Origin of the sequence: Erythrobacter sp. (assembly GCF_035194505.1) — a bacterium.
In the GTDB taxonomy this organism is placed as follows: Bacteria; Pseudomonadota; Alphaproteobacteria; order Sphingomonadales; family Sphingomonadaceae; genus Erythrobacter.
This window is the reverse complement of the sequence record NZ_CP136573.1, coordinates 1,714,999-1,738,642: the sequence shown is the minus strand read 5'-3', so window position 1 is coordinate 1,738,642 and position 23,644 is coordinate 1,714,999. Positions and strand designations below refer to the sequence as shown.

28 protein-coding genes are annotated in these 23,644 nt (G+C 65.0%); 15 read left to right on the top strand and 13 right to left on the bottom strand.

Going from position 1 to position 23,644, the window contains the following annotated elements; translation table 11 throughout:
* The gene (locus tag RSE14_RS08630; RefSeq protein WP_324072760.1) at positions 1–1,446 is read left to right on the top strand and encodes an ammonium transporter; all 1,446 of its coding nucleotides are present in this window, start codon (positions 1–3) and stop codon (positions 1,444–1,446) included.
* 511 nt (positions 1,447–1,957) lie between these two features.
* Here the strand turns inward: RSE14_RS08630 and RSE14_RS08625 are convergent.
* Genes RSE14_RS08625 through RSE14_RS08610 form a run of 4 tightly spaced genes read right to left on the bottom strand, consistent with a single transcriptional unit; the run spans position 1,958 to position 5,398 of the window.
* Positions 1,958–3,547, bottom strand: coding sequence for a GMC family oxidoreductase (locus RSE14_RS08625; protein WP_324072757.1), 1,590 nt, complete (start codon positions 3,545–3,547; stop codon positions 1,958–1,960).
* 24 nt (positions 3,548–3,571) lie between these two features.
* The gene (locus RSE14_RS08620; RefSeq protein WP_324072756.1) at positions 3,572–4,534 is read right to left on the bottom strand and encodes a sterol desaturase family protein; all 963 of its coding nucleotides are present in this window, start codon (positions 4,532–4,534) and stop codon (positions 3,572–3,574) included.
* Positions 4,527–4,955 (bottom strand): hypothetical protein, encoded by a 429-nt coding sequence (locus RSE14_RS08615; RefSeq protein ID WP_324072755.1) that lies wholly within the window; start codon positions 4,953–4,955, stop codon positions 4,527–4,529. Before RSE14_RS08615 ends, RSE14_RS08620 begins: the two co-directional genes overlap by 8 nt.
* Before the next feature lie 11 nt (positions 4,956–4,966).
* Positions 4,967–5,398 (bottom strand): protein tyrosine phosphatase family protein, encoded by a 432-nt coding sequence (locus RSE14_RS08610; protein WP_324072754.1) that lies wholly within the window; start codon positions 5,396–5,398, stop codon positions 4,967–4,969.
* 273 nt (positions 5,399–5,671) lie between these two features.
* On the opposite strand from RSE14_RS08610, the gene RSE14_RS08605 reads away from it, so the two are divergent.
* The 7 genes from RSE14_RS08605 (at position 5,672) to RSE14_RS08575 (ending at position 12,532) form a co-directional block, all read left to right on the top strand.
* Positions 5,672–6,451 carry a cold-shock protein gene (locus RSE14_RS08605; RefSeq protein ID WP_324072752.1) on the top strand — a complete coding sequence of 260 codons (780 nt, stop codon included), beginning with the start codon at positions 5,672–5,674 and terminating at the stop codon, positions 6,449–6,451.
* A 133-nt stretch (positions 6,452–6,584) separates the two neighbouring features.
* Positions 6,585–7,784 carry an aspartate aminotransferase family protein gene (locus RSE14_RS08600; RefSeq protein ID WP_324072751.1) on the top strand — a complete coding sequence of 400 codons (1,200 nt, stop codon included), beginning with the start codon at positions 6,585–6,587 and terminating at the stop codon, positions 7,782–7,784.
* Positions 7,781–8,710, top strand: a complete 930-nt coding sequence (argF, locus tag RSE14_RS08595; RefSeq protein WP_324072749.1) for an ornithine carbamoyltransferase — start codon at positions 7,781–7,783, stop codon at positions 8,708–8,710. Before RSE14_RS08600 ends, argF begins: the two co-directional genes overlap by 4 nt.
* A 67-nt stretch (positions 8,711–8,777) precedes the next feature.
* Positions 8,778–9,668, top strand: coding sequence for an Hsp33 family molecular chaperone HslO (locus RSE14_RS08590; RefSeq protein ID WP_324072747.1), 891 nt, complete (start codon positions 8,778–8,780; stop codon positions 9,666–9,668).
* 86 nt (positions 9,669–9,754) lie between these two features.
* Entirely contained in the window at positions 9,755–10,174 is a 420-nt protein-coding gene (locus tag RSE14_RS08585; protein WP_324072745.1) for a hypothetical protein, read from the top strand.
* Positions 10,175–10,218: 44 nt separating this feature from the next.
* Positions 10,219–10,917 (top strand): 7-cyano-7-deazaguanine synthase QueC, encoded by a 699-nt coding sequence (gene queC / locus RSE14_RS08580; RefSeq protein WP_324072742.1) that lies wholly within the window; start codon positions 10,219–10,221, stop codon positions 10,915–10,917.
* A 52-nt stretch (positions 10,918–10,969) separates the two neighbouring features.
* The gene (locus RSE14_RS08575; RefSeq protein WP_324072740.1) at positions 10,970–12,532 is read left to right on the top strand and encodes a spinster family MFS transporter; all 1,563 of its coding nucleotides are present in this window, start codon (positions 10,970–10,972) and stop codon (positions 12,530–12,532) included.
* 296 nt (positions 12,533–12,828) lie between these two features.
* Here the strand turns inward: RSE14_RS08575 and RSE14_RS08570 are convergent, their stop codons facing one another.
* The 6 genes from RSE14_RS08570 to RSE14_RS08545 form a co-directional block, all read right to left on the bottom strand.
* Positions 12,829–13,968, bottom strand: coding sequence for an OmpA family protein (locus RSE14_RS08570; protein WP_324072738.1), 1,140 nt, complete (start codon positions 13,966–13,968; stop codon positions 12,829–12,831).
* 183 nt (positions 13,969–14,151) lie between these two features.
* Positions 14,152–14,562, bottom strand: a complete 411-nt coding sequence (locus RSE14_RS08565; protein ID WP_324072735.1) for a DUF2793 domain-containing protein — start codon at positions 14,560–14,562, stop codon at positions 14,152–14,154.
* Entirely contained in the window at positions 14,504–14,956 is a 453-nt protein-coding gene (locus RSE14_RS08560; protein ID WP_416379339.1) for a terminase large subunit domain-containing protein, read from the bottom strand. Before RSE14_RS08560 ends, RSE14_RS08565 begins: the two co-directional genes overlap by 59 nt.
* A gap of 47 nt (positions 14,957–15,003) precedes the next feature.
* Complete coding sequence (locus RSE14_RS08555; protein WP_324072733.1) at positions 15,004–15,462, bottom strand: hypothetical protein; 459 nt, start codon at positions 15,460–15,462, stop codon at positions 15,004–15,006.
* A gap of 247 nt (positions 15,463–15,709) precedes the next feature.
* Positions 15,710–16,936: a serine palmitoyltransferase gene (gene spt / locus RSE14_RS08550; protein WP_324072731.1), complete on the bottom strand. Its 1,227-nt coding sequence runs from the start codon at positions 16,934–16,936 to the stop codon at positions 15,710–15,712.
* Positions 16,937–16,950: 14 nt separating this feature from the next.
* Positions 16,951–17,193 carry an acyl carrier protein gene (locus RSE14_RS08545; RefSeq protein WP_324072730.1) on the bottom strand — a complete coding sequence of 81 codons (243 nt, stop codon included), beginning with the start codon at positions 17,191–17,193 and terminating at the stop codon, positions 16,951–16,953.
* Positions 17,194–17,330: 137 nt separating this feature from the next.
* Between RSE14_RS08545 and RSE14_RS08540 the strand changes: the two genes are divergently transcribed.
* Positions 17,331–17,906 carry a Pycsar system effector family protein gene (locus RSE14_RS08540; protein ID WP_324072728.1) on the top strand — a complete coding sequence of 192 codons (576 nt, stop codon included), beginning with the start codon at positions 17,331–17,333 and terminating at the stop codon, positions 17,904–17,906.
* Between the two features lie 3 nt (positions 17,907–17,909).
* Here RSE14_RS08540 and RSE14_RS08535 read toward each other — a convergent pair whose 3' ends face one another.
* The gene (locus RSE14_RS08535; protein WP_324072727.1) at positions 17,910–18,830 is read right to left on the bottom strand and encodes a hypothetical protein; all 921 of its coding nucleotides are present in this window, start codon (positions 18,828–18,830) and stop codon (positions 17,910–17,912) included.
* Positions 18,831–18,909: 79 nt separating this feature from the next.
* Positions 18,910–19,272, bottom strand: coding sequence for a response regulator (locus RSE14_RS08530; RefSeq protein ID WP_324072725.1), 363 nt, complete (start codon positions 19,270–19,272; stop codon positions 18,910–18,912).
* Positions 19,273–19,379: 107 nt separating this feature from the next.
* On the opposite strand from RSE14_RS08530, the gene RSE14_RS08525 reads away from it, so the two are divergent.
* The 5 genes from RSE14_RS08525 to RSE14_RS08505 are packed head-to-tail and all read left to right on the top strand — an operon-like array spanning position 19,380 to position 22,549.
* Positions 19,380–19,616 (top strand): DUF3572 family protein, encoded by a 237-nt coding sequence (locus RSE14_RS08525; protein WP_324072723.1) that lies wholly within the window; start codon positions 19,380–19,382, stop codon positions 19,614–19,616.
* On the top strand, positions 19,613–20,233 hold the full coding sequence (locus RSE14_RS08520) for an HAD family hydrolase (RefSeq protein WP_324072721.1): 621 nt from the start codon (positions 19,613–19,615) through the stop codon (positions 20,231–20,233). Before RSE14_RS08525 ends, RSE14_RS08520 begins: the two co-directional genes overlap by 4 nt.
* Before the next feature lie 2 nt (positions 20,234–20,235).
* Complete coding sequence (locus tag RSE14_RS08515; RefSeq protein WP_324072719.1) at positions 20,236–20,691, top strand: RidA family protein; 456 nt, start codon at positions 20,236–20,238, stop codon at positions 20,689–20,691.
* The gene (locus RSE14_RS08510; RefSeq protein WP_324072718.1) at positions 20,688–21,416 is read left to right on the top strand and encodes a glycerophosphodiester phosphodiesterase family protein; all 729 of its coding nucleotides are present in this window, start codon (positions 20,688–20,690) and stop codon (positions 21,414–21,416) included. The genes RSE14_RS08515 and RSE14_RS08510 overlap by 4 nt, the downstream gene beginning before the upstream one ends.
* Positions 21,413–22,549, top strand: a complete 1,137-nt coding sequence (locus tag RSE14_RS08505; RefSeq protein WP_324072717.1) for a GNAT family N-acetyltransferase — start codon at positions 21,413–21,415, stop codon at positions 22,547–22,549. The genes RSE14_RS08510 and RSE14_RS08505 overlap by 4 nt, the downstream gene beginning before the upstream one ends.
* On the opposite strand, the gene RSE14_RS08500 is transcribed toward RSE14_RS08505, so the two are convergent.
* The gene (locus tag RSE14_RS08500; RefSeq protein WP_324072716.1) at positions 22,546–22,875 is read right to left on the bottom strand and encodes an SEL1-like repeat protein; all 330 of its coding nucleotides are present in this window, start codon (positions 22,873–22,875) and stop codon (positions 22,546–22,548) included. The two genes, RSE14_RS08505 and RSE14_RS08500, sit on opposite strands and share 4 nt — an antisense overlap.
* 292 nt (positions 22,876–23,167) lie before the next feature.
* On the opposite strand from RSE14_RS08500, the gene dksA reads away from it, so the two are divergent.
* Positions 23,168–23,626, top strand: coding sequence for an RNA polymerase-binding protein DksA (gene dksA, locus RSE14_RS08495; RefSeq protein ID WP_324072715.1), 459 nt, complete (start codon positions 23,168–23,170; stop codon positions 23,624–23,626).
* Positions 23,627–23,644: the final 18 nt, after the last annotated feature.

Here is a 23,644-nt window from a genome sequence, read left to right as displayed (position 1 = left end):
ATGAAGCGTATTCTCTCCAATGCAGCGGCGCTGGTGACCGGGGCGGTCTTCCTCGCCGCGCCCGCCTTTGCCGCTCCGGTGGCCGAAGCTGCCGAGGCTGCGGCCGCTGCCGCGCCTGCCGTGTTCACGCCCACTGCCGAGATGGTCAACAAGGGCGATGTCGCCTGGATGATGGTCTCGACTGCGCTGGTGCTGATGATGAGCGTTCCGGCTCTCGCTCTGTTCTACGGCGGCCTTGTGCGCGCCAAGAACATGCTCTCGGTGCTGATGCAGGTGCTCACCATCGTCTGTGTCGCCGCACTGGTGTGGTTCGGCTGGGGCTATTCGATGGCCTTCACCTCGACCGGCACGCCCTTCCCGGCGCTGTTCGGCGGGCTCGACAAGGCCTTCCTCAAGGGCGTTTCGGTCACCTCGCTGGCCGCGACCTTCTCCAACGGGGTCTACCTGCCCGAGCTGGTCTTCGTGATGTTCCAGATGACCTTCGCCTGCATCACGCCCGCGCTGATCGTCGGCGCCTTTGCCGAGCGCGTGAAGTTCACCCCGCTGATCATCTTCGTGGTCGCGTGGATGACGCTCGCCTATTTCCCGATCGCACACATGGTGTGGTACTGGGCCGGCCCGGACTTCCTCCACACCGCGCCGACCGACATGGGTCTGCTGTGGGGCTGGGGCGCGCTCGACTTCGCTGGCGGCACCGTGGTGCACATCAATGCGGGCATTGCCGGTCTCGTCGGCTGCCTCGTGATCGGCCCGCGCATCGGCTACAAGAAGGAGCCCATGCCCCCGCACAGCCTGGTGATGACCATGATCGGCGCCAGCCTGCTGTGGATCGGCTGGTTCGGGTTCAACGCCGGCTCGGCGCTCGAATCCAACGCCTTCGCCGCCCTCGCCTTCGTCAACACCTTCGTCGCCACCGCAGCAGCGGGTGCAGCCTGGGCCATGATCGAGCAGGTCGCCCACAAGAAGCCCTCGCTTCTCGGCGGTGTCTCGGGTGTGGTTGCCGGTCTGGTTGCGATCACTCCGGCGGCGGGCTTTGCCCACCCCGGCACCGCGATCATCCTCGGCGCGGTCGCATCGGTGATCTGCTACTTCTTCGTCACCACGGTGAAGAACAAGCTGAACTATGACGACAGCCTTGATGTCTTCGGCATCCACGCTGTTGGCGGGATCGTCGGCGCAATCGGGACCGGCATTGTCGCCGACCCGGCGCTCGGCGGCCAGGGCTGGATCGACTACACCGCACCGGTGGCCAAGGCGGGCGCGTTCGACCTCGTCGGCCAGGTGACCACCCAGATCTACGCGGTCGGCGTGACCGTCGCCTGGACCGGGGTCGTCTCGGCGGTGCTGTTCCTTGCCCTCAAGTACACCATCGGGCTCCGCCCCGACGCCGAAGCCGAAACCAACGGCCTCGACATCTCCGAACACGGCGAGCGCGCCTACAACTAAGCGCTCACCTACCAAGCTTGGCGGGGGGAGACCTCTCTCTCCCTCTCCTCTCCCCCCGCCTCACCTTGTTCCTCCTGCGAACGAACAAACTGATACAGGCCGGAGCCGCCATGAGCGTCTCCGGCCTTTTTTTGTTTGCGCCTCAAGCGCCGGCGCGCGCGTCCGCGCGCTTGGCTGTCCTCCGGGGACCCGACCCTGCGGGCCACCCCTCCGGGCGCGCGATCGCGCTTGCGGCCCGTCCGCTGGCGGGCCGGATTTCTGGTTGTGCGACCCCGCCTCCGCGGGGCCGTCCTCGGTGCGTTTTGTGCTGCGCACGAGCACCTGCGGCTCGCGCGCGTGCGCTCGCGGCCCGTCCTGCGGCGGGCCGGTTGTTTGTCTTTCGCTCGCCCCTCCGGGCGCGCGTCCTCGGCGCTGTTCCCTTCGCTTCGCTACGGGGCGCCTGCGGCTCGGCCGCGTGGCCTCGCGGCCCGTCCGTTGTCGGGCCGAACCTGCGCTCTACGGCTTGCTGGGTTTAAACCCGCTCGGCTTCCATCACGAAATCGGCGCAGCGTTCGCCGATCATGATGCTGGGCGCGTTGGTGTTGCCGCTGACGATCTTGGGCATCACGCTCGCATCGGCCACCCACAGGCCTTCGAGCCCGTTCAGGCGCAGCTTCGGGTCGACCACGGCGTCTGCATCCGCGCCCATGCGGCAGGTGCCGACGGGGTGGTAGACTGTGTCCGCGCGATTGCGGATCATCGCGTCCAATGCGGCATCGTCATCGAGATCGACCGGGTGGCGGTCGCTCGGGCCGAAGGCTTGCAGCGCGGGGGCTTCGGCGATCCTGTGCGACAGGCGTACGCCCGCACGCAGCACCGCCATGTCGCGCTCGTCACTGAGGAAGTTGGGATCGATCACCGGCGCGGCGGCTGCATCGGCCGACCCCAGCCGCACCGTGCCGCGGCTCTCCGGACGTAGCACGCAGGCATGGAGCGAGAAGCCGTGGACCTTCACCTTCTCGCGGCCGTGATCTTCGAGCACGGCGGGGACAAAGTGCCATTGCACGTCGGGCGCGGGGGCGTCGGGCATGACGCTCCAGAAGCCGCCGGCCTCGGCATAGCAGGTGGTCATCACCCCGGTGCGCTTGCGGCGATGTTCCACGATCGCGGCGGCCATGCGCAGCGTGCCCTTGATCGTGCCGCCGATGGGAACGTCGCTCTGCGTCTCCCAGCCGGACACATAGTCGATGTGGTCCTGAAGATTGCCGCCGACACCTGCGCGATCGAGCACCACCTCGATCCCGTGCGCCTTCAAGTGCTCGGCCGGGCCGATGCCGGACAGCATCAGGATCTGCGGGCTGTTGAAAGCGCCCGCCGAAAGCACCACGCCGCGCCGGGCATGCAGGGATTCCGATTTTCCGCCGCGGCGGATCTGCACGCCGGTCACGCGCCCGCTCTCGATCACCAGCTTTTCGACCATGGTGTCGGTGCGCACGGCGAAGTTGCCCTGCTCGCGGATCGGCTCGACATAGGCGCGCGCGGCGGACCAGCGTTCGCCCTTGCGCTGGGTGACCTGATAGAGACCGAAGCCGTCCTGTCGCTCGCCGTTGAAATCGGCATTGGTGCGCAGCTGGAGCGCCGCGGCGGCTTCGACGAAGGCGTGGGATGCGGGGTTGGCGGCGGTCTGGTCAGACACGAACAGCGGCCCGCCATCGCCGTGCCAGCTGTCGCTGCCGCGCTCGTTGGCCTCGGCGTGGCGGAAGTAGGGGAGCACGTCGTCATAGGCCCAGCCGGTGCAGCCCTCGGCCGCCCAGTTGTCGTAATCCCAGCGATTGCCGCGGATATAGACCATCGCGTTGATCGCCGAGGAACCGCCGAGCCCGCGTCCGCGCGGCTGGTATCCGGTGCGCCCGTTCAGGCCCTTCTGGGGGACGGTTTCGTATTTGTAGTTCGACTTTTCCGGAATGAAGGGCATGAAGCCCGGCGTCTTGATCCAGACATTGTCGTTGCGCCCGCCCGCTTCGAGCAGGCACACGCGGCGCGTGCCGTCCACAGCCAGACGCCCGGCAACCGCACTGCCGGCGCTGCCACCGCCGATGACGATGTAGTCGAAACTTTCCATGATCTCTCCCTTTGGCGGGGGAGATTAAGCAGCTTCGTGCGCGCCTGCAATCGGGTTTCGATCCGCTACTGAAGTTGCGAGTGGTGCAACCCCTTGCTGCGTGCGTGCGCGCCAGCTGTCGCGGATCATGTCGGAGGTTTCGCGGCTGCCGTCATGGCTCCAGCCGGGCTCGCGCAGCAGGTAGGAAAGCTTGTGCCGCCACGGCGCGCGGAGGATGTCGGCGATCATCCCGATCCACTCGTGGAACACCGCCCAGAGTAGGTTGAAGCTGCCGAGCTGCTTGACGATGCCGTAGCGGATCGGTTCGTCATCCACTTCCGGCTCGAAGGTGCCGAACATCCGGTCCCAGATGATGAACACGCCGGCATAATTGCGGTCGAGATAGCGCGGGTTGGTGGCGTGGTGGACGCGGTGGTGGCTGGGGGTGTTCATCACCGCCTCGAACCAGCGCGGCATCCGCCCGATCGCCTCGGTGTGGATCCAGAACTGGTAGATGAGGTTGAACCCGCCGCAGATCGCGATCATCGCCGGATGGAAACCCAGCAGCACCAGCGGCACCGCGAACAGGAAGCCGAAGGTCAGCGCGCCCGTCCAGCTCTGCCGCAGCGCGGTGGAGAGGTTGTAGTGCTGCGAGGAGTGGTGGTTCACATGTGACGCCCACATCCAGCGGATGCGGTGTCCGGCGCGGTGCACCCAGTAGTACTTGAGGTCATCGAGCACGAAGCACACCGGCCACGCCCACCACACCGACCACCATTCGGGGCCGAAATCGAAGAGCCGGTAGTCGTAGGTCTTGATGAAGACTGCGAGCGCGAAACCGCCCAGCAGCGCGCCTGCCACTGTCGAGCCAAGGCCGAAGGCGAGGCTGACCAGCGTGTCCTTTGGTTCATAGGCCTCTGGCGCGCGCAGCTTTGCCCAGATCATCTCGGCCAGCACCGCCACAACGAACAGCGGCACGGCATATTGGGTGGGGTTGAGGTCAGGCATCGCGCGGCCCGTTTACCCGATTGATCGCCTCGGCCCAAGTCTGGGCGTCGGGCAGATCGAGAAACACCTTGCCGAACCGCGCCTCGCCGCAATCGACTTCAAGCGCGGTCTTGCCCTGATCGCGCCACAGGTTTGCGGCGGCATCGGGGCCGAGGATGCGCCCGGCAAAGCGGTTGCCGTGCCGCTTGATCACCATGATGCGCCCGGCACCATCGCGGGCGAGCGCGGCGCGGCCAGCGGAATCACGGCTTTCGGCGACGGGGGTAAAGCCATCCGCAACCTCGCCCGCGGCGCGGCGCACATCATCGCTGGTGGTGAGTGTTGGCGATCCGCCCAGCTTCAGCCACCAGGCAAGCCCCGCCAGCGCGATAATCGCCACCAGCGAACCGGCGGTCTGGATCACCAGCGGGGGCAGTTCCATCGCTGTGCGCCTCAGCGCGCGGCCAGCATGTCGATCAGCGTGCGGACCGGGCTGACGTCATAGCCTGCCTGCATCGCGGTGCGCGCGATCATGTCGGGATCCATGCCCTGCTTGGCCTGCGCCAGCGCCCACAGCAGGGTCGAGCGCGTGCCCGAACGGCAATAGGCGAGAATCGGGCCTTCGGCCTGCTCCAGCGCGGCAATCATCGCATCGACCTGCGGTTCGCTGAAGCCGGAATGGCCGACCGGAATGGCCACATAGTTGAGCCCGGCGGCGGCAGCGGCGGCCTCGATCGCGTCGCCCTGCGGCGCGTCAGGCTCTTCCCCGTCGGGCCGGTTGTTGATGATCATCACCACGCCCTCGGCCGCGGCAGCCGCCACGTCTTCGAGCGCAAGTTGCGGGCTGACCAACACATTTTCTGTAAGCTTGCGAAATCCGCTCATATCCCGATCCTGCACTTGCGCACCCGTAAGCCGCTTTCATGCCCAAGACCGGCGCGCCGCACAAGCGCTGCCGAGCGGGCCTTGCAGCCGCAGGTCGGGGGCTCCGGCCCCGCTTCGGTAAAATCGTTCGCAAAGCAACTCGTTGTGCGCTATGAGTCGAAGCATAAGTGCGCTCCGGTCAAGACTTTCGGCGCGCCTGTGTCCGGTGCGGTTCACTGTCCCCGCCATCGGCGCAATGGAGGACGGACGGTGAGCGAAGGTACGTTCTGATATATGGGTTACGATAGGGGACGCCGGCGCGGCCGCGACAAGCGCGACGGTTTCGGTGAAGATGGCTTCGATCCGTTTGGCGGCGGGAATGATGGTTTCCCGCCCGCGCGCGATTTCGGCGGCGGCGACCGGTTTGGCGGTGGTGACCGCTTCGGTGGCGGCGGCGACAGGTTCGGCGGCGGTGGCGGTGGTGACCGCTTCGGCGGTGGCGGCCCGCGCGGCGGCGGTGGCCCTCGTGGTCCCGGTGGCCCGGGCGGCGGCGGTGGCGGTGGCGGCGGTTTCAGCCGCATGCCCGCCCAGGTTGTCGGCACCGGCAAAGGCATCGTGAAGTTCTTCAATTCCCAGAAGGGCTTCGGCTTCATCCAGCAGGAAGGTGGCGGCGAAGACGTCTTCGTCCACATCAGCGCGGTGGAGCGTGCCGGCCTTGAAGGCCTCGCCGAAGGGCAGGAGCTCCAGTACAACCTCGTGGATCGCGGCGGCAAGGTGTCGGCGCAGGATCTGCAGGTGGTCGGTGATGTGATCGCCGTGGCAGCCAAGCCGGCTGCACCGCAGCGCGAGCTGACCGGCGAGCGCGCCAAGGGCACCGTCAAGTTCTTCAACGCGATGAAGGGCTTCGGCTTCCTCGTTCGCGATGATGGCCAGCCGGACGCCTTCGTTCATATCAGTGCGGTCGAGCGTTCGGGGCTTTCCGCCCTCAACGAAGGCGAGCGCTACGAGTTCGATCTCGAAGTCGATCGACGCGGAAAGTATTCCGCCGTCAATCTGGCACCGATCGAAGGCTGAACCCGGCCGAAACCGCTCCCTGCGGTTTGACGCAGGGCCAGCGGAAGATTAACGGAATGCAGATGGCGGCTCTGGTTCAGGGCCGCCATTTGCGTTTCATCCCCCCAAGCTTTTTCAATTCAGGATTCTGCCCATGTCGATTTCCCCGCTCATGCCCGTCTATCCGCGTTGCGGCGTACGGCCGGTGCGCGGCGAGCACTGCCATCTGATCGACGAGGACGGCACGCGCTATCTCGATTTCGCCAGCGGCATCGCGGTCAATCTGCTGGGCCATTCCCACGAAGGGCTGATCGGCGCGATCCAGCAGCAGGCAGCGACCCTGATGCACGTGTCGAACCTTTATGGCAGTCCGCAGGGCGAACGCCTCGCCCAGATGCTGGTCGACAACACCTTTGCCGATACGGTGTTCTTCACCAATTCGGGGGCCGAGGCAGTGGAGTGCGCGATCAAGACCGCGCGCGCCTATCACCAGAACGCCGGCGATGCGGGCGATGCTGGCCGCTATGAGCTGATCACGTTCCACAACGCCTTCCACGGGCGGACGATGGCAACCATCAGCGCCTCGAACCAGACCAAGATGCACCACGGCTTCTCGCCGCTGCTCGACGGGTTCAAATATGCGCCCTTCGACGATCTCGAAGCGGCCAAGGCGCTGATCGGGCCGAAGACCGCAGGCTTCCTGGTGGAGCCGATCCAGGGCGAGGGCGGCATCCGTCCGGCCTCGCAGGAATTCATGGCTGGCCTGCGCGCGCTGGCGGACGAGCATGATCTGATGCTGGTGCTGGATGAAGTGCAGTGCGGCGTGGCGCGCACCGGCACGCTCTACGCCTACGAGCAATACGGGATCGTCCCCGATATCGTCGCGACCGCCAAGGGCATTGGCGGCGGCTTCCCGCTCGGCGCCTGTCTCGCCACGGAAAAGGCCGCGCGCGGCATGACCTTCGGCACCCATGGCTCGACCTATGGCGGCAATCCGCTCGCCATGGCGGCCGGGACAGCGGTGATGGAGGCGGTCGCCAACGAGGCGTTCCTTGCCTCGGTGCGCGAGAAGGGCGAGCGGCTGCGGACGCGGCTCGAACAGTTCATCGGCAACTATCCAGAGTTGTTCGAACTGGTGCGCGGAAAGGGCCTGATGCTGGGCCTCAAGATGAAGATGGAAAGCCGCCCCTTCTACGTCCACCTGCGCGATCATCACCAGCTGCTGACCGTGGCGGCGGGCGACAACACCATCCGCATCATCCCGCCGCTGGTGATCGGTGATGCCGAGATCGAAGAGTTCTTCGACAAGCTTTCCGCCGGCGCGGCGAGCTTCAAGGTGCCCGAAGCGGCATGACGCACTTCCTCGACCTCGGCGATGCCGGCGCGGACGCCATCGCGGCGATGATCAATGACGCGATCGACCGCAAGGCGGCGCGTGAGCATCTGCCCAAGGGTGCGCCCGATGCCGATGCCCCGCTGGCCGGCCGCGTGCTGGCGCTGGTGTTCGAGAAGAACTCGACCCGCACCCGCGTCAGCTTCGACATCGCCATGCGTCAGCTCGGCGGGAGCGTGCTGATCCTCGATTCGGGTTCAAGCCAGCTCGGGCGCGGGGAGAGCATTGCCGACACTGCACGGGTGCTGAGCCGGATGGTCGACGGGATCATGCTGCGCACCGATGATCACGCCAAGATCGAGGAAATGGCGCGCCATGCCAGCGTGCCGGTGATCAACGGGCTGACCGACCAGTCGCATCCCTGCCAGATCGTCGCCGATCTGCTCACCGTGATCGAGCATGGCAAGGCGCTGCCCGGGCTGGAGCTGGCGTGGTTCGGGGATGGCAACAATGTGCTGCACTCGATCCTCGAGGCGGCGGGGCTGTTCAAGTTCAACGTCCGCGTGGCGACGCCTGCGGGATATGAACCCGATCCGGCCTTCGTCGAACTGGCGCGTGCCGGCGGGGCCACGGTCACGCTGACGCGCGACGCAAAGGCCGCGGCGACGGGCGCGGATGTGATTGTCACCGACACCTGGATCTCGATGGGTCAGGCCCATGCCGAGGCCAAGCTGGCGGCGATGGCGCCCTATCAGGTCAATGCCGATCTGATGGCGCTGGCCAAGCCCGATGCGGTCTTCCTCCACTGCCTGCCCGCGCACGTGGGCGAGGAAGTGAGCGAAGAGGTGTTCGAAGGCCCGCAATCGGTGGTGTTCGACGAGGCCGAGAACCGCATCCACGCGCAGAAATCGGTGCTGCTGTGGAGCTTCGGACTGCTTGGCAACTGAGCCCTTCCGGCGATCTTGATCGCCGGGGGGCTTTCCCCTTCTGCCAACAATCCCCATATGGCCGGCCATGGCTGATATGACCGAAACCTTCTCCGACCAGATCATGGGCTTCACCCTGCCCGGGCGCAATGCGCGCGGGCGCGCGGTGCGGCTCGAAGGCGTGCTGGATGAAGTGCTGTCGGCGCATGATTATCCCGCTCCGATCACGCATCTGCTGAGCGAGGCGCTGGTGCTCGGTGCGCTGATGGGTGGGCTGCTCAAGGGCGAGCACGCGCAGATGACGATGCAGGCGCAGACCAATGGCGGGATCGTCAGCTTGCTGGTGTGCGATTATCGTGCAGGCGCAGTGCGCGGCTATTGCGATTTCGATACCGAACGCCTGGCACGGCTCGGCGCCAATCCGTCACTCTCGGCGCTGTTCGGGGAGGGGTATCTCGCGATCACCTTCGAAACCGAAGGGCAGCAGCGTTACCAGGGCATCGTGCCGCTGGAAGGCGACAGTCTGGCGGAGGCCTGCGAGGTCTATTTCAGCCAGTCGGAGCAGATCCCGACGCTGATCCGGGTCGCCAGCCGCGCCGGGGCCAAGGGCCGCGCGGCAGCGGGCCTGCTGGTGCAGCATCTTCCCGATGGCGAGGAGGGGCGCGAGCGGCTGCATGTCCGGATGGACCACCCCGATTGGGAGCACGTGGCGATCATGGCGGGTTCGATCAGCCATGATGAACTGCTCGACACAGGCCTGTCGCTGGAAGCGATCGCCTGGCGCTTGTTCCATGAGGAAGAGGAAGTGCGGGTGCAGTCCGGTGCCGGGCTCACGCGCGGCTGCCGCTGTAGTGCGGAGCACTATGCCACGATCATCGCGCGCTTTCCGCCCGAAGAGCAGGCAGCGATGCGCAATGAAGACGGCGTTGTCGTGGTCGATTGCGCCTTCTGTTCGAAGTTGTTCGAGCTTGCGCTCTAGCGCTTCGTCGAAAAGCGCAGGGCCAGGCCTGATGTCTGACCAGAATATGCAAGCCAGCCTGCCCAAAAGCGGGCAAGAGTGAGGCCATGAACAGGCTTTCCAACCGTCAATTCCGGCTGCTGGGACTTTGCGCTCTTGCTGCGACTGCTGCTCTGGGCGTTGCCATCCCGGCAGTGGCGCAAGGCAATGGGCTCGCGATGCTCGCGACGCTGGCCAAGGGCGAATGGACGATCAAGTTCCGGGACGGCAGCCCTGATCGCAAGATCTGCCTGCGCAGCGGGCAGGAACTGATCCAGCTTCGCCACCGCGAGGCCGGATGCAACCAGTTCGTGGTCGAGGACGGCGTGGCCAAGGTCACCGTGCAATATACCTGTCAGGGCAACGGCTACGCCCGTACCAGCATCCGGCGCGAGACACCGGCACTGGTGCAGCTTGAAAGCCAGGGGATTCAGGGCGGGATGCCGTTCCAACTGCTCGCCGAGGGGCGCCGCACCGGCCCGTGCTGAGGCGGACCGATTGCCTTTGACGGCCAGCGTGATAGGGGCGCGGTATGTCTTCCGACGCGCCCGCCCAGACAGCCCCCATCGCAGTCGTCCTCCTGTCCGGAGGGCTGGATTCGATGGTGACGGCTGCACTTGCGAAAGAGCAGGGCTTTGCTGTCCATGCCTTGAGCGTCGACTATGGGCAGCGCCATCGGCTCGAACTCGAGTCCGCGCAGCGGATCGCCGCAAGGCTGGGGCTGGCGCGCCATACGGTGATCGCGCTCGATCTGCGGGCCTTTGGCGGATCGGCGCTGACCGATGCGATCGAAGTTCCGAAATCGGGTGTGGGTGACGATATCCCCGTCACCTATGTTCCCGCGCGCAATCTCGTTTTCCTTGCGCTGACGACGGCCTGCGCCGAGGCTGCGGGCGCAAGGGATGTCTTCATCGGAGTGAATGCGCTGGACTACTCCGGCTATCCCGACTGCCGTCCGGAATTCATCGCGAGTTTCGCGGAAACGGCGCGGCTGGGGACCAAGGCCGGCGTCGAAGGCGCGCCCTTCACGATCCACGCGCCGCTTCAGCACATGACGAAGGCCGATATCGCGCGGGAATGCGCGCGGCTGGGTCTGGACCCGGCATGGAGCTGGTCGTGCTACGATCCGACAGCTGACGGGATGGCCTGCGGGCTGTGCGATTCCTGCCGCTTGCGGAAAAAGGGATTTGCCGAAGCCGGAATTGTCGATAGCACCGCCTACAAGGCCTGAGCGTCGCTCTTACCGCGCTGACGGGCCGGATATCCGAAAGAGGGGATCTTTCTTGAGCGATGAAGCGACGGCGGCGCAAGGCCGCAGCGATCAGAGCGCGTCGGCTTACAGCTGGTATGCCCTTGGTGTTCTGGTTGTGGTTTACATCCTCAACTTCATCGACCGGCAAATCCTCTCGATCCTCGCGGTCGACATCAAGCGCGATCTCGGGCTGACCGACGGCCAACTGGGCTTCCTCGGCGGTGCGGCATTTGCGGTCTTCTACGCCTTGTTCGGCGTGCCGTTGGGCCGGCTGGCGGACCGCTGGCATCGTGTACGCCTGCTCACGATCGGTCTGGTTCTCTGGTCGACCATGACGGCATTTTCCGGATTGGCACGCAACTACCTCACCCTGTCGCTCGCGCGGATGGGGGTGGGTGTCGGTGAGGCAACGGCCAGCCCGACGGCCTATTCGCTGATCTCGGATTACTTTCCGGCGCGCCAACGAGGGACCGCTTTGGCGATCTATTCCTCGGGCCTCTATATCGGCGGCGGGGTTTCGCTCCTGATCGGCGCCAAGATATCGAAGGTCTGGGATGCAGCCTACCCGGCAGGCGGGCTCGGCGGGCTGGTAGGATGGCAGGCTGCGTTTCTCGCGGTTGGCTTGCCCGGAGTATTGCTGGCGGCCTGGGTCGCGTCCCTGCGTGAACCTGAAAGACTGCCCGATCGGGAAGCGGGCCAGCACCATCCGCTGCGCGACTTCTTTGTCGATCTGTCGATGCTGTTGCCGCCCTTCACCCTGCTCCATGCGATGAAGCGGGGGGCTATGGCGGTGATGATCAACCTGGCCATGGCGGCAGCGATGATCGCTCTGGCACTGGTCATGATCCGGCTGACCGGCAATGTGCCGCAGTGGTCGGCAATGACCTTCGGCTACTATGCCGTGTTTTCGTGGGCGGCGACGCTCCGGCGACATGATCCGGCGACCTTTCAGCTGATCTGGGGCACGCCTGCCTTCATCTGCACGGCTCTGGGCTATGGGCTTGTCTCGCTCGGAGCCTATGCGCTGGCGTTCTGGTCCGCCCCATATGCGGAGACGGTCCTCAAATTGCCGAAGGACGAGCTCGCATTCGTGCTTGGCGGAAGCGGCGCTTTGTCAGGCTTTTTGGGCGTTATCTTTGGCGGGCGGATGTCCGACTGGCTCAGAGGGCGTAATCCGTCCGGCCGGATCCTTGTCGTGATGTTCGGCATTCTTGCCCCGATCATTCCGATCTGGGTCGGCTTCACGACCGATAGCCCGGCCTTGTTCTACGCGATGAACTTCCTCGCGGGCATGTTCGCGGCGACGGCGCTGGGAGCGGCTGCGGCGACGACGCAGGATCTGGTACTACCGCGCATGCGCGGCACCGCGACTGCTTCGTTTTTCCTTGCCACTACATTGGTCGGCTTGGCGATCGGCCCCTATATGGTGGGCCAGATTTCCGATCTGACGGGAAGCATGCGGATCGGCGTGCTGTCGCTGATCGGTGTCGCACCGATCTCCCTCGCTCTGCTGATCTATGCCTATCGCGCCCTTCCCAAAGCCGAGTCAACGATCGCCGAGCGAGCCCGCATTGCAGCGGGCACTGCTGCTTGATCCTCTATAGTTGAGGGAAGTTGCTCTACCGGCTGCGCTCGGCATGAGGCGGTTCCTGACAGGGCTGCGGGGCAGGTCAGACCAACGTGGTGAGCCATTGGCCCGTCGAGGCGCGCGTCAGGGTTTCGTGGGCGCTTTGACTGAACCAGAGCCTGATTCTCTGGCGGATTGATAGCCGCAGCGCTCGCGCGGGCTGACAGGCTGGACCAGCCAACTGGCCATTCTTGAGCATCTGATGGGCAACAAAAAAGGGGCCGGATTGCTCCGGCCCCTTCATGTTCCCTTGGAAGGGTGACTTACATGCCCGAACCCGGACCGTAGGTCACTTCAACGCGACGGTTCTGCGCTTCACGCACGCCGTCCGCAGTCGGGACGCGCGGCTGCGATTCGCCGAAGCCCTGGCTGCTGATGCGACCATCGGGGATACCGCGACCGCTCAGGTAGCTGCGCACCGAAGAGTTACGACGCTCGGCAAGGCCGACGTTGTACTTCACGGTGCCGGCGCGGTCGGTGTGACCGGCAAGCATCACGCTGGCAGCGCCGCAGTTGGCGTAAGCCGTGACGGCGTTGTTGAGAATGGTCGCAGCTTCCGCAGTGATGTCCGACTTATCGAAGTCGAAGAACACAATGTACGGACCCGTGTTGCACGGCGCCTTCGGCGGCGGCGGGGGCGGGGGAGGCGGCGGCGGCGGCGGCGGCGGCGGCGGGGGAGGCGGCGGCGGCGGCGGCGGCGGCGGCGGCGGAGCTTCTTCACCACCGAAGTTGTAGGTGATGGAGCCCAGCAGCGAGTGGCTGCTCATCTTGGTGTCGAGCGTACGACCGCGCGGATCGACCAGGTTGATGTCCGGCGCGTTGAAGTAACGATACTTAAGGCCGACGTCCCACGAATCGCTGAGCGGAGCGCGAAGACCAGCAAGCAGCTGCCATGCAATACCGGTGTCGGAATCGTTCCACACGCCCGGGCCGCTCAGCACGGCGGTGCCGTCAATATCCACGCGGGCAACACCGATACCGCCGCCGGCAAATGCCTGCAGGCCGTCATCGGGGCCGAAATCGAACAGACCGTTGAGCATGAAGCTCAGAGCGCTGATTTCACCCGCTCCGGGAAGTGTCATAGAACGGAAGAACGAGTTAGTGGGGGCACCAGCGGCAAGACCTTGGCCGCCAGCGGTCACAGTGTCGAGATCGGCAACACGGTAGCTTGCTTCGGATTCCAGACGGAAAGCGCCGAAGTCATAACCAACGGCTGCGCCGAAGTCGTATCCGTTATCGTAATCGGCGCCGGCATCGCCCGCAACACCGTTTACATCAAGGCTCTGGTCTTCAACGATCATCACGCCGCCATCACCCTGAATGTACCACTGGCCTTCACGAGCCAGGGCGGGCGTGGAGAGCGCGGTCGAAGCCATCGCCATGCCAATGACGAGTTTGCGCATTCAAATTTCCCCTTTGTTATCGACTTGAGGCACCCATGGTCTCTATCTTTTCCCCAATGAAGAAGCAAGCGGTCAATAGCAAACATGTGTTGCAAGAATGTCTCTATGCCTTGTCTAATGAAAAGAGATGGCAAGAAGGTTAATCTGCAACGCGGTTGAAGACGTTTTGCAGGGCCTGCATGACTAACTTATTAGCGGCGCGACAAGTCCGATCGATCGCAGTCCGGCAAGCAGCTGGGCAAGTAGGGCCCGCGCCTCGACGTCGATGACAGTGCCGCCGGTAGGGGCCGACAGCGCCGGGGCACTTTCCCATGCGGATCGGAAGCATAGCCAGACGCCCGCGGCGCGGTCGAAAAGCAGCATGCCCTGCGCGGGGGCGACGAAGTGCCAGCTGTCCGCGATCCGTATCGCGATCTGATCGGCATGCCCGCTCCATTCGCCGGACGCAGGCGCGGTAATTCTGTAGCAGCCCCCTTCGCCTGCATCCGCAGGCGGTTGCGGCAGCGACGACACGACCGCCTGCTGCGCCAGCCCATCAAGGATCGTAAGCGCCTGATTGACGTAGAACTCCTTCTGCGCCTGACCGGCAGGCATGGCTGTGCTGCGGCCCGCGCAGGGTCTCTGGTTCGGCGGCCGAGAACAGCTGAGCCATTGCGCCATTGGCGAAACGGACCCGGTGCAGCGAGGGCTCGAACACCGGGCGCTCGTCCGGCGGGAACACTGCCAGCAAGCCGCTCTCGCCCTCGACCATCACCGCGCGGGCTTCTGCCAGCGAGGCGGACACCAGCGCGATGCGTGCCTCGGGGTTGCCATCGGCCACCATCCGCACCCATTCCGCACCGGCCCGGGTCTTGCCGAAGCCGCGCCCGGCCATCACCATCCAGATCCGCCAGTCGCCCGGTGGGGGCAGCTGCTCTTCACGGGCGCGGTATTCCCATACGAATTCGTGCTTGTTCCGCTCGCCGCTGTTCATGGCGGCGATGACCATTGCCCGAACCTTTGGCGATGCTGCGAGGAACCATTGATAGGCGCCGATCACGGGACTTGCGGCTCGTCGGGGCGGTCATGGGTCAGACGCCGCCGGATATCCTCGATCTTGCGGTCGATCGAGGCGCGCACCTCTGCCGCGCTGACTTCGCGGATGCGGCTCTGCGGCCCGGCAGCCATGTCGCGGTGGGCCACAAGCAGGCGGATCGCGTTGGCAAAATCATAGCGCTCGGTCTCGCTGGCCTTGAAGTCGCCCTGGCGCAGCCGCCGCAGAACCTCCATTTCGAGGTGGAGATATCCCTCCGCCAATGCGCCGAGCCACTGGCGGGCGAAATCGGGCTCCTCCCGCCGGGTGCGGCAGGCGCGGGCCACCGACACGCCGGCATGGGCTGCTGCCGCTGCGACGCTCGATGTCTCGGCCAGGCGTTCGAGAAAGCGGGTGCGCCAATGTCGCTTGGCCGGAGGTTCACTGGCTTCGACGTGGAGCAGATAGCCGGACATTTCCATCGGCACTCTCCCTGCGCGAAAACGAACAGGCGCCGAACCCCTGGGGGCCGGCGTCCGGACGAATCACTATTTCTCGATGATGCCCTTTTCTAACCAAAGAGCGTCACGATGTCAAGGAAAATAACCAATATGGTTTGTCACGGACAGCATACGCACCATCGGGCGCGCCTCAGCCAGCGGCCCAGCCGACATGCGGGCCGCCGATGGCGAGATAGCGGTGCGATGAGGCCGGGCGCAGGCCCGACGATCAGATGATCCCGATCGCCTTGCCGGCGCGCTCGAACATGCCGAGGATGGTCTGCACCTGTTCGGCCGAGTGTTCCGCACACAGCGAGCAGCGCAGCAGCGTCATGCCTGCCGGGGTCGCCGGGGGCCGCGCGAGGTTCACGTAGAGGCCTTCCTTCAGGAGCGCCTCCCACATCATCGCGCCGCGTTCGAGATCGGGCATGATCACCGCGATGATCGCGCTCTGGGGTTCGTCCGTGCCCAGCTTGAAGCCGAGATCGCGCAGGCCCTTGTGCAGCGTGCGGCTGTTCTCCCACAGGTGCGCGCGCTTGTTGCCGCCGTGCATGAGCTTGCGGATCGATGCCGCCGAGCTCGCCATCACCGACGGCGGGAGCGCCGCGGTGAAGACGTAAGGGCGGCACACCAGCCGCAGCACTTCGAACTTGGGATGGTTCGACACGCAGAAGCCGCCGACCGTGCCGACGCTCTTGGAGAAGGTGCCGATGATGAAATCGACATCATCAAGCACGCCCTGCTCCTCGGCAACGCCGCGGCCGTGTTCGCCGATGAAGCCCATCGAGTGCGCTTCGTCGACCAGCACCATCGCGCCGTTTTCCTTGGCGATGCGGACCATCTCCTTCAGCGGCGCGACATCGCCCATCATCGAATAGACACCTTCGAGCACCACCAGCTTGCCCGCGCCTTCGGGAATGCGCTTGAGGCGCTTTTCCAAGGCCTCGACGTCGTTGTGCTTGAACGGCACGACTTCGGCGCGGCCCATCGCGCAGCCATCATAGATCGAGGCGTGGCTGTCGATGTCGAGGATGATGTAGTCACCCTTGCCCGCCAGCGTGGAGATGATCCCGAGGTTGGCCTGATAGCCGGTCGAGAACACCATGGCGTGATCCATGGCGTAAAACTCGCGCAGCGCGGCCTCGACATCGCGGTGATCGCGGAAGGTGCCGTTGAGCACGCGGCTGCCGGTGGTGCCGGCACCGAAATCCTGCATCGCTGCCTGGCCCGCCGCAATCACGTCGGGGTCGAAGGTCATGCCCATGTAGTTGTATGTGCCGAGCAGGATCGTGTCGCGCCCATTGCACACCGCGCGGGTCGGCGAGAGCACCTGCTCCATCACGAGGTTGAACGGATCCTCCACCCCGGCGGCTAGCAGTTGCTCGCGGGTCTGGATGATCGGATCGAACTTCGCGAGCAGATCGACGGGTTCGGCTGCGATGGTCGTTTCGGTCATGGCGGTTGCCATTATCAGCTATCCTGCAACTTGTGGACTGCGGCGACGAGCTGACCCCAGTTTTCGATCTCGGCCTGTTGGTTCATCGAGATGATGATGTCGAACTCGTCCTCGATCGCGGCGACGAAATCCATCACGGTGAGGCTGTCGAATTCGAGATCACCGGCAAAGGTCGTCGCGTCTTCGATGGCGATGCCCTTCTTGTTGAAGGGTTCGACCAGGGCGCGGATGGACACATCGACTTCGGCGGGGGTCATGGGCAGCGGTGCTTTCATAGGATCGGTTGTCGCGCGGCGTATGCCACGATAATACGTCTGCAAAGCGGCGGTTGATGCAGCTTGTCAAGTTTTCGCCGCCTCCAAGCGGCGCTGTGCGGCCAATCCGGGGGGAAATCATGGCTGAAAACACCACGCAGGACGATCAGCCCAAGGCGGCGCCATCCGTGCCGTCGCCCTCGGGCTTTTCCAACCACGCGATCCATCTGGTGCGCACCAGCCAGCAGATCAATCTGATGCTGAGCCAGATGGCCGATGCCAAAGCCTCGATCCTGATGGGAGCGACCTTCCTCGTCTTCACCATCTCGGTCGGGCAGGCGAAGGACGGCTCGCTGCCGGTCTCGCTCGCCGTGCTGGCGCTGTTCGCCTTCGTCTCGGCGATGTGCGCGGTGTTTGCGGTGCTGCCTTCGATCAGCAGTCCGACCTCGGCCAAGCTCAACGACGGCAAGGTGAACAAGCTGTTCTTCGGCTACTTCACCCACATGGACGAGGACGAGTGGACCGAGAGCATCCTCGGCGAACTGCGCGCGGACGAGACGATCTTCCGCACCATGCTGCACGACATCTACCAGAACGGGCAGGTGCTCCAGCGCAAGAAGTACAAATACCTCGCCTATGCCTACAAGACCTTCATGGCCGGGCTGACGATCACCGCCATCACCTTCGCGATCGAATACGGCCTGAAGTATCTTTGACGTTCAGTTTTCCAGCTGGATGCGGCATTCGCTCTTCTGGGCTTCGCATTGGTCGGCATAGGCTGCGACCACGGCGCGCGGCACCCGAGACTGGAACGCGCCGGGGCCGAGGCCGTAGAGCCCCTTGAGATAGGCCCGGTCGAAATCTGTCAGCGACCGGGCTGCCATGTCCGGCCCCTCAGCGAACATGCTCAGCAACGAGGGCAGATCGACATTGCTGAAATCGATCTGCCGGCGCGGCATCCCGAAGATGTGCAGTGCGGCGTTATCGGCGATCTGTTCGAGTGTGGCGCCGCCCAGCTTTCGGGCATCATACATCACCACGGTCAGCACCTTGGGGCGATAGGTGGCGGCCGAGGTGCGTGACGCCGCGGGGTTCTGCGAGACCACAAGGCCGAGGTCGTTGAAGGTCACGCCTTGCGCGTTGGCGGTACCAAGCACGCTCCACCACACCACCGGCTCCCGGGCGCGCAACGCGTTCTCGATCCGACGGGTGTGCACGTCGCGGAACGGGAGCACCCCGACCAGATCGAGCCGCTTGCTCACCAGCCGCTTGTACATCCGCCCGGGATCATCGACCACGATCACCACCGCATTGGCGCGGCATCCGGCCCGCGGCTCTCCGAGGCCGACCTCGCGCGAGGTGGCAAGGATGCGCTCGGCCACCAACTTCCCCTGATCCGCCGCGAGCCCGGCAACCTCAAGGCACAGTGGCTGGAAGAAGCGCGGCATGGATTCGAACACGCTGAGGCGCTCGGTCATGTCCCGCAGATTGTCCTTGAACAGCTGCCTTGCGATCTCGCGCTGGCCGAGAACTTCGATCTCGCTCGGGTAATCATCCCCGGGCGGCTGGGCGCGGAGCCCTGCAGGCCATGCCAGAATTGCCGAAACCAAGGCGAACACCAGTGCGACCCGGCTACGCATAGAGCCTCCGTTTAACCCGCTGCTTTCTATGCAGGTTTTCGAATCCCCGCCATGAATGGACGGTTAACGCGAGGCTGCGCTACACCAGCGCCTTCACTGCATTCATGAACGGCCCGATCGACACCGGCTTCGACAGGTAGCCTTCCGCGCCGGCGGCACGGATGCGTTCCTCGTCACCCTTGGCCGCAAAGGCGGTGACGGCCAGCACCGGAATGGCCGACAGCCGCCGGTCGCGCTTGGCGGCCTCGATCAGATCAACGCCCGAAATGCCGCCCAGCTGGATGTCCATGATGATGAGATCGGGCGCGATCGCCCGCGCGGTATCGAGCACGAGGTTGCCATCGGCCACCGGCTCCACCTCGAAGCCATTGGCGCGCAGCACATCGCAGAACAATTTCCGGTTGAGGTCATTGTCCTCGACAACCATTATCCGTTTTGTCACTGCACGCCCCGCATCCGATACCGCCCGTCGATTACCCCCCCTGAGAGGACAGGACAATCCCGCATCCCGCCGACCCCGCGAATGATGGCCCCTCCGCCAGCCCGCAGATGCTGGCGCTGGCGGCGCTCGGCTGGGTGCTGGAAAGCGAGGAGCGGGCCGCGCGCTATCTTGAACTGACGGGGCTCGATCCCGATAGTCTGCGCGCGGGGCTGGGCGATCCCATGATCCTTGCCAGCGCACTCGAATTTCTCGCCAATGACGAACCCGATCTGATCCGCGCCGCCGAGGCACTGGCTGTCACGCCCGAGGAGCTGGTCGCCGCCAAGGATCTTTTGCTAGCATGACCCGCCCCCTGATCATCTCCGATTGCGACGAAGTGCTGCTGCACATGGTCGCCCCGTTCAAGGACTGGCTGGAGGCGAGCCAGGGTGTCAGCTTCCATCTCGAAGGCCACAATTTTGCAGAAGCCCTTCGCTGGAAGGAAAGCGGCGAGCTGCTCGCCCCGCCCGATATCTGGAAGATGCTGGGCAAGTTCTTCGACAACGAGATGGACTCGCAAATGCCGATTGCCGGCGCGGTGGAGGGGATCAACACCCTTGCCGAGAAGGCCGATGTGGTGATCCTGACGAACCTCGTCGATGGCCACCGCGATGCCCGCGCCCAGCAGCTCGCCAAGGTCGGGATCAATGCGCGGGTGTTCACCAATCAGGGGCCCAAGGGCCCGGCGCTGAAGGCGATCATCGATGAATATGCGCCGACCCGCGCGGTCTTCATCGACGATCTCGCCCAGCACCACGCATCCGTGGCCGAGATCACCCCGCACGTCACCCGCCTGCACCTGTGTGGCGAGCCGATGATCGCCCATGCTATTGATTGCGCCCACAAGGCCGGCCACGCCGAAGCCCGGATTGACCGCTGGGATGAAGCCCTGCCGTGGCTGCTCGAACGACTGGAGAATTGATCATGACGATTGCTGCCAAACTCGCCGAACTCGGCATCACTCTGCCCAAGGCCGCCGCGCCGGTCGCCAGCTATGTTCCGGTGGTGGTTCATGGCGGCTTTGCCCATGTCTCGGGCCAGCTGCCCTTCGTCGACGGGCAGGTGGTCAAGGGCCGGCTGGGTGACGATGTGAGCGTTGCCGAAGGGCAGGCCGCAGCGCGCGCCTGCGCCCTGATGATCGTCGCCCAGCTTCAGGCCGCCGGGCTGCTTGAACAGGTCGAGCGGATCGTTAAGCTCGGCGCCTTCATCAACTGCACCGCCGACTTCACCGATCAGCCCGAAGTCGCCAATGGCGCGTCCGATCTGATGGAGCAGGTGTTCGGCGGAGCAGGGCAGCACGCCCGCGCCGCAGTTGGCGTGCCCGCTCTGCCGCGCGGCGCGGCGGTGGAAGTCGATGCGGTGGTCGCATTGCGGGCATGACCGCTCGCAGTGCCCCCGATTGGCTGACGCGGTGGGAATATGCCCATCGCGGTTTGCACCATGAGGGCGTGCCCGAGAATTCGCGCGCCGCTGCCGAGGGCGCGATTGCGGCCGGCATGGGGATCGAATGCGATATCCAGATGAGCCGCGACAATGTGCCGCTCGTCTTCCACGACTGGGAGCTTGACCGGCTCACCGGGGAACGCGGCAAGGTGGCCGCCCGCAGCGCCGATGATCTGTGCCGCATCCCGCTGTTGGAGACGCAGCAGACGATCTGGCGGCTGACCGAGCTGCTCGATCTGGTCGCCGGGCGGGTGCCACTGCTGGTGGAGGTGAAGGCGCAGCCGCACCTTTCGCTGGCTGAACCATGCATCGCGATTGCGAAAGCGCTGGCTGGTTATTCCGGGCCGGTTGCGGTGATGAGCTTCGATCTCAGGATGGGCGAATGGTTCGCCAAAAACGCGCCTGAAATGGTGCGCGGCCTCGTCATCACCGACACGCTCGATCACGGCTACAGGAGCGCGTGGCGCGCGCGCCATGCGCTGGAGCGCGCGGCGCCCGATTTCCTCGCCAGCGACGTGCGCGACATTCCCAATGCGCTGACAGGCCTGTGGCGCGAGAGCGGTCGCCCGCTGCTGACGTGGACAGTGCGCTCGCCCGAGACCCGCGCGCGCGGGCAGGCCCATGCCGATGCGATCATTGCCGAAGGGGCAGGGCTGGCGTGAGCGCGCCCGAATTGACCGTCCGCATCGCGCCTTCCGTGGGCAGCTTCGAGCGCGACGCATGGAACGCGCTGGGCGGCAAGTACAACCCCTTCGTCTCCCACGAATTCCTGACCGCGATGGAAGATTCCGGCAGCGTCGGCCCCGGCACCGGCTGGGAGCCTGCGCCGATTGTCATCACCGATGATGCAGGCAAGCTGCTCGCCGCCCTGCCGTCCTATGCCAAGGGGCACAGCAAGGGCGAATATGTGTTCGATCACAGCTGGGCCGATGCATGGCATCGTGCGGGCGGACGCTATTACCCCAAGCTCCAGATCGCCGCGCCCTTTACGCCTGCCACCGGCCCGCGCCTGCTGCTCTCCGACCCGAGCCTTGCGCCGCATCTGCTCAAAGGGGCCGAGGCGGTGTGTGTGCAGAACACCATGTCGAGCGCCCACGCGACCTTCATCGAACCTGCGCAATTGCCCCTGTTCGAAGCGGCTGGCTGGCTGCTGCGCTCGGATATCCAGTTCCACTGGTTCAACCGCGATTACGGCAGCTTCGAGGATTTTCTCGGTGCGCTGTCCTCTAGGAAGCGCAAGGATCTGCGCAAGGAACGTGCGGCGGCGGTCGAGGGCCTCACCATCCGCCATCTCACCGGCAGCGAGATACGAGAGGAACACTGGGACGCTTTCTGGGTGTTCTATCAGGATACCGGCGCGCGCAAATGGGGCCATCCCTATCTGACGCGCGAGGCCTTCAGCCTGCTGGGCGAGCGGATGGGGGAGCGGATCGTGCTGATGCTCGCCTATGATGGCGACGAAGCAATCGCGGGCGCGCTGAACTTTGTCGGCAAGGATGCGCTCTACGGGCGCTATTGGGGCTGCACCCGCGAGGTGCGCTTCCTGCATTTCGAGCTGTGCTATTATCAGGCCATCGACGCAGCGATCGCACGGGGCCTCGCGCGGGTCGAGGCGGGAGCGCAAGGCGGGCACAAGCTCGCCCGCGGATATGAGCCGGTGCAGACCTGGTCGGCCCACTGGATCGCCGATCCCGGCTTCCGCGCCGCTGTCGCCGATTTCCTCGAGCGCGAGCGGGCGGGGGTGGCGAGCGACCAGCTTTATCTGGGTGGACGCACGCCGTTCAAAAAGGCTTAGGCGGCGCGCAGGCGCTCTTCGGCGAGCCACTGGCGCGCACGGCGCTGGGCTTCGGCGATTTCGCGGGCGGTCATCTCGTCGGAGATATCGGCGCGGCAGTGGGCAGCCTCTTCATGACCGCGCGATGCGGCGAGGTTGAACCACTTGTGGGCCTCGATGAGATCGCATTCCACGCCGTTGCTGCCGGTCGAGTAAGCGACGCCCAGATCGAAGCAGGCCCCCGTATCGCCTTCGCTCGCCGCCGCCAGCCAGCGTGCAAGCCCGAGATCGGTCACTGTTTCACGTGAAACACGCTTTTCCGAAGCGGTGATCGTGATCAGCTGCATGGTTTAGTCCCCGTTAGTCTTCGAGCCGCCCCCTGCGGCCCTCCGTCCCCTGAGAAGTCGGCTAACATGGTCAATAATTGGTTAACGCCATCGCAGCTTTGTGCGGTCGCCAGAGCGCGGGAGCGGCACCTACGTCGTTTCGCCAAGGCGCATGTCAAAGCCGCTTGTGCGGTTACGGGGCCTTGCCTATAGCGCGCCCATAGCTTTTCTTGCGGGACCAAGTGAGCCATGAAAAAATTCAGGCGTCAGGACGCTAAAGCCCGCAAAAGCGATCTTTGGGATTGAGAGCCACATGGCATCTGCCGCGTCTGACGAAATCGATATCCTTGAAAAGGCCAAGCGCCTGATCGCCGAGGACTACGTCCCGAGCGAAGACGAGGAATACATGAATGATCGCCAGCAGGCCTATTTCCGGATGCTGCTGATCGAATGGAAGCGCTCGATCCATTCCGCTGCCGGCCAGACCCTGCAATCCCTTGCTGACGGCCCGATCCGCGAAGCCGACCTCACCGACCGCGCATCGAGCGAAACCGACTGGGGTATCGAACTGCGCACGCGTGATCGCCAGCGCAAGCTGGTCGCCAAGATCGACTCCGCCCTGCGCCGTCTCGACGAGGGCGAGTACGGTTATTGCGAGAAGACGGGCGATCCGATCGGCCTGCGCCGGTTGATCGCGCGCCCGGTCGCGACCATGACGGTCGAGGCGCAGGAAGCCCACGAGCGCCGCGAAAAGATCTCGCGCGACGACTGATCGCCCGGGCCTTTCGCG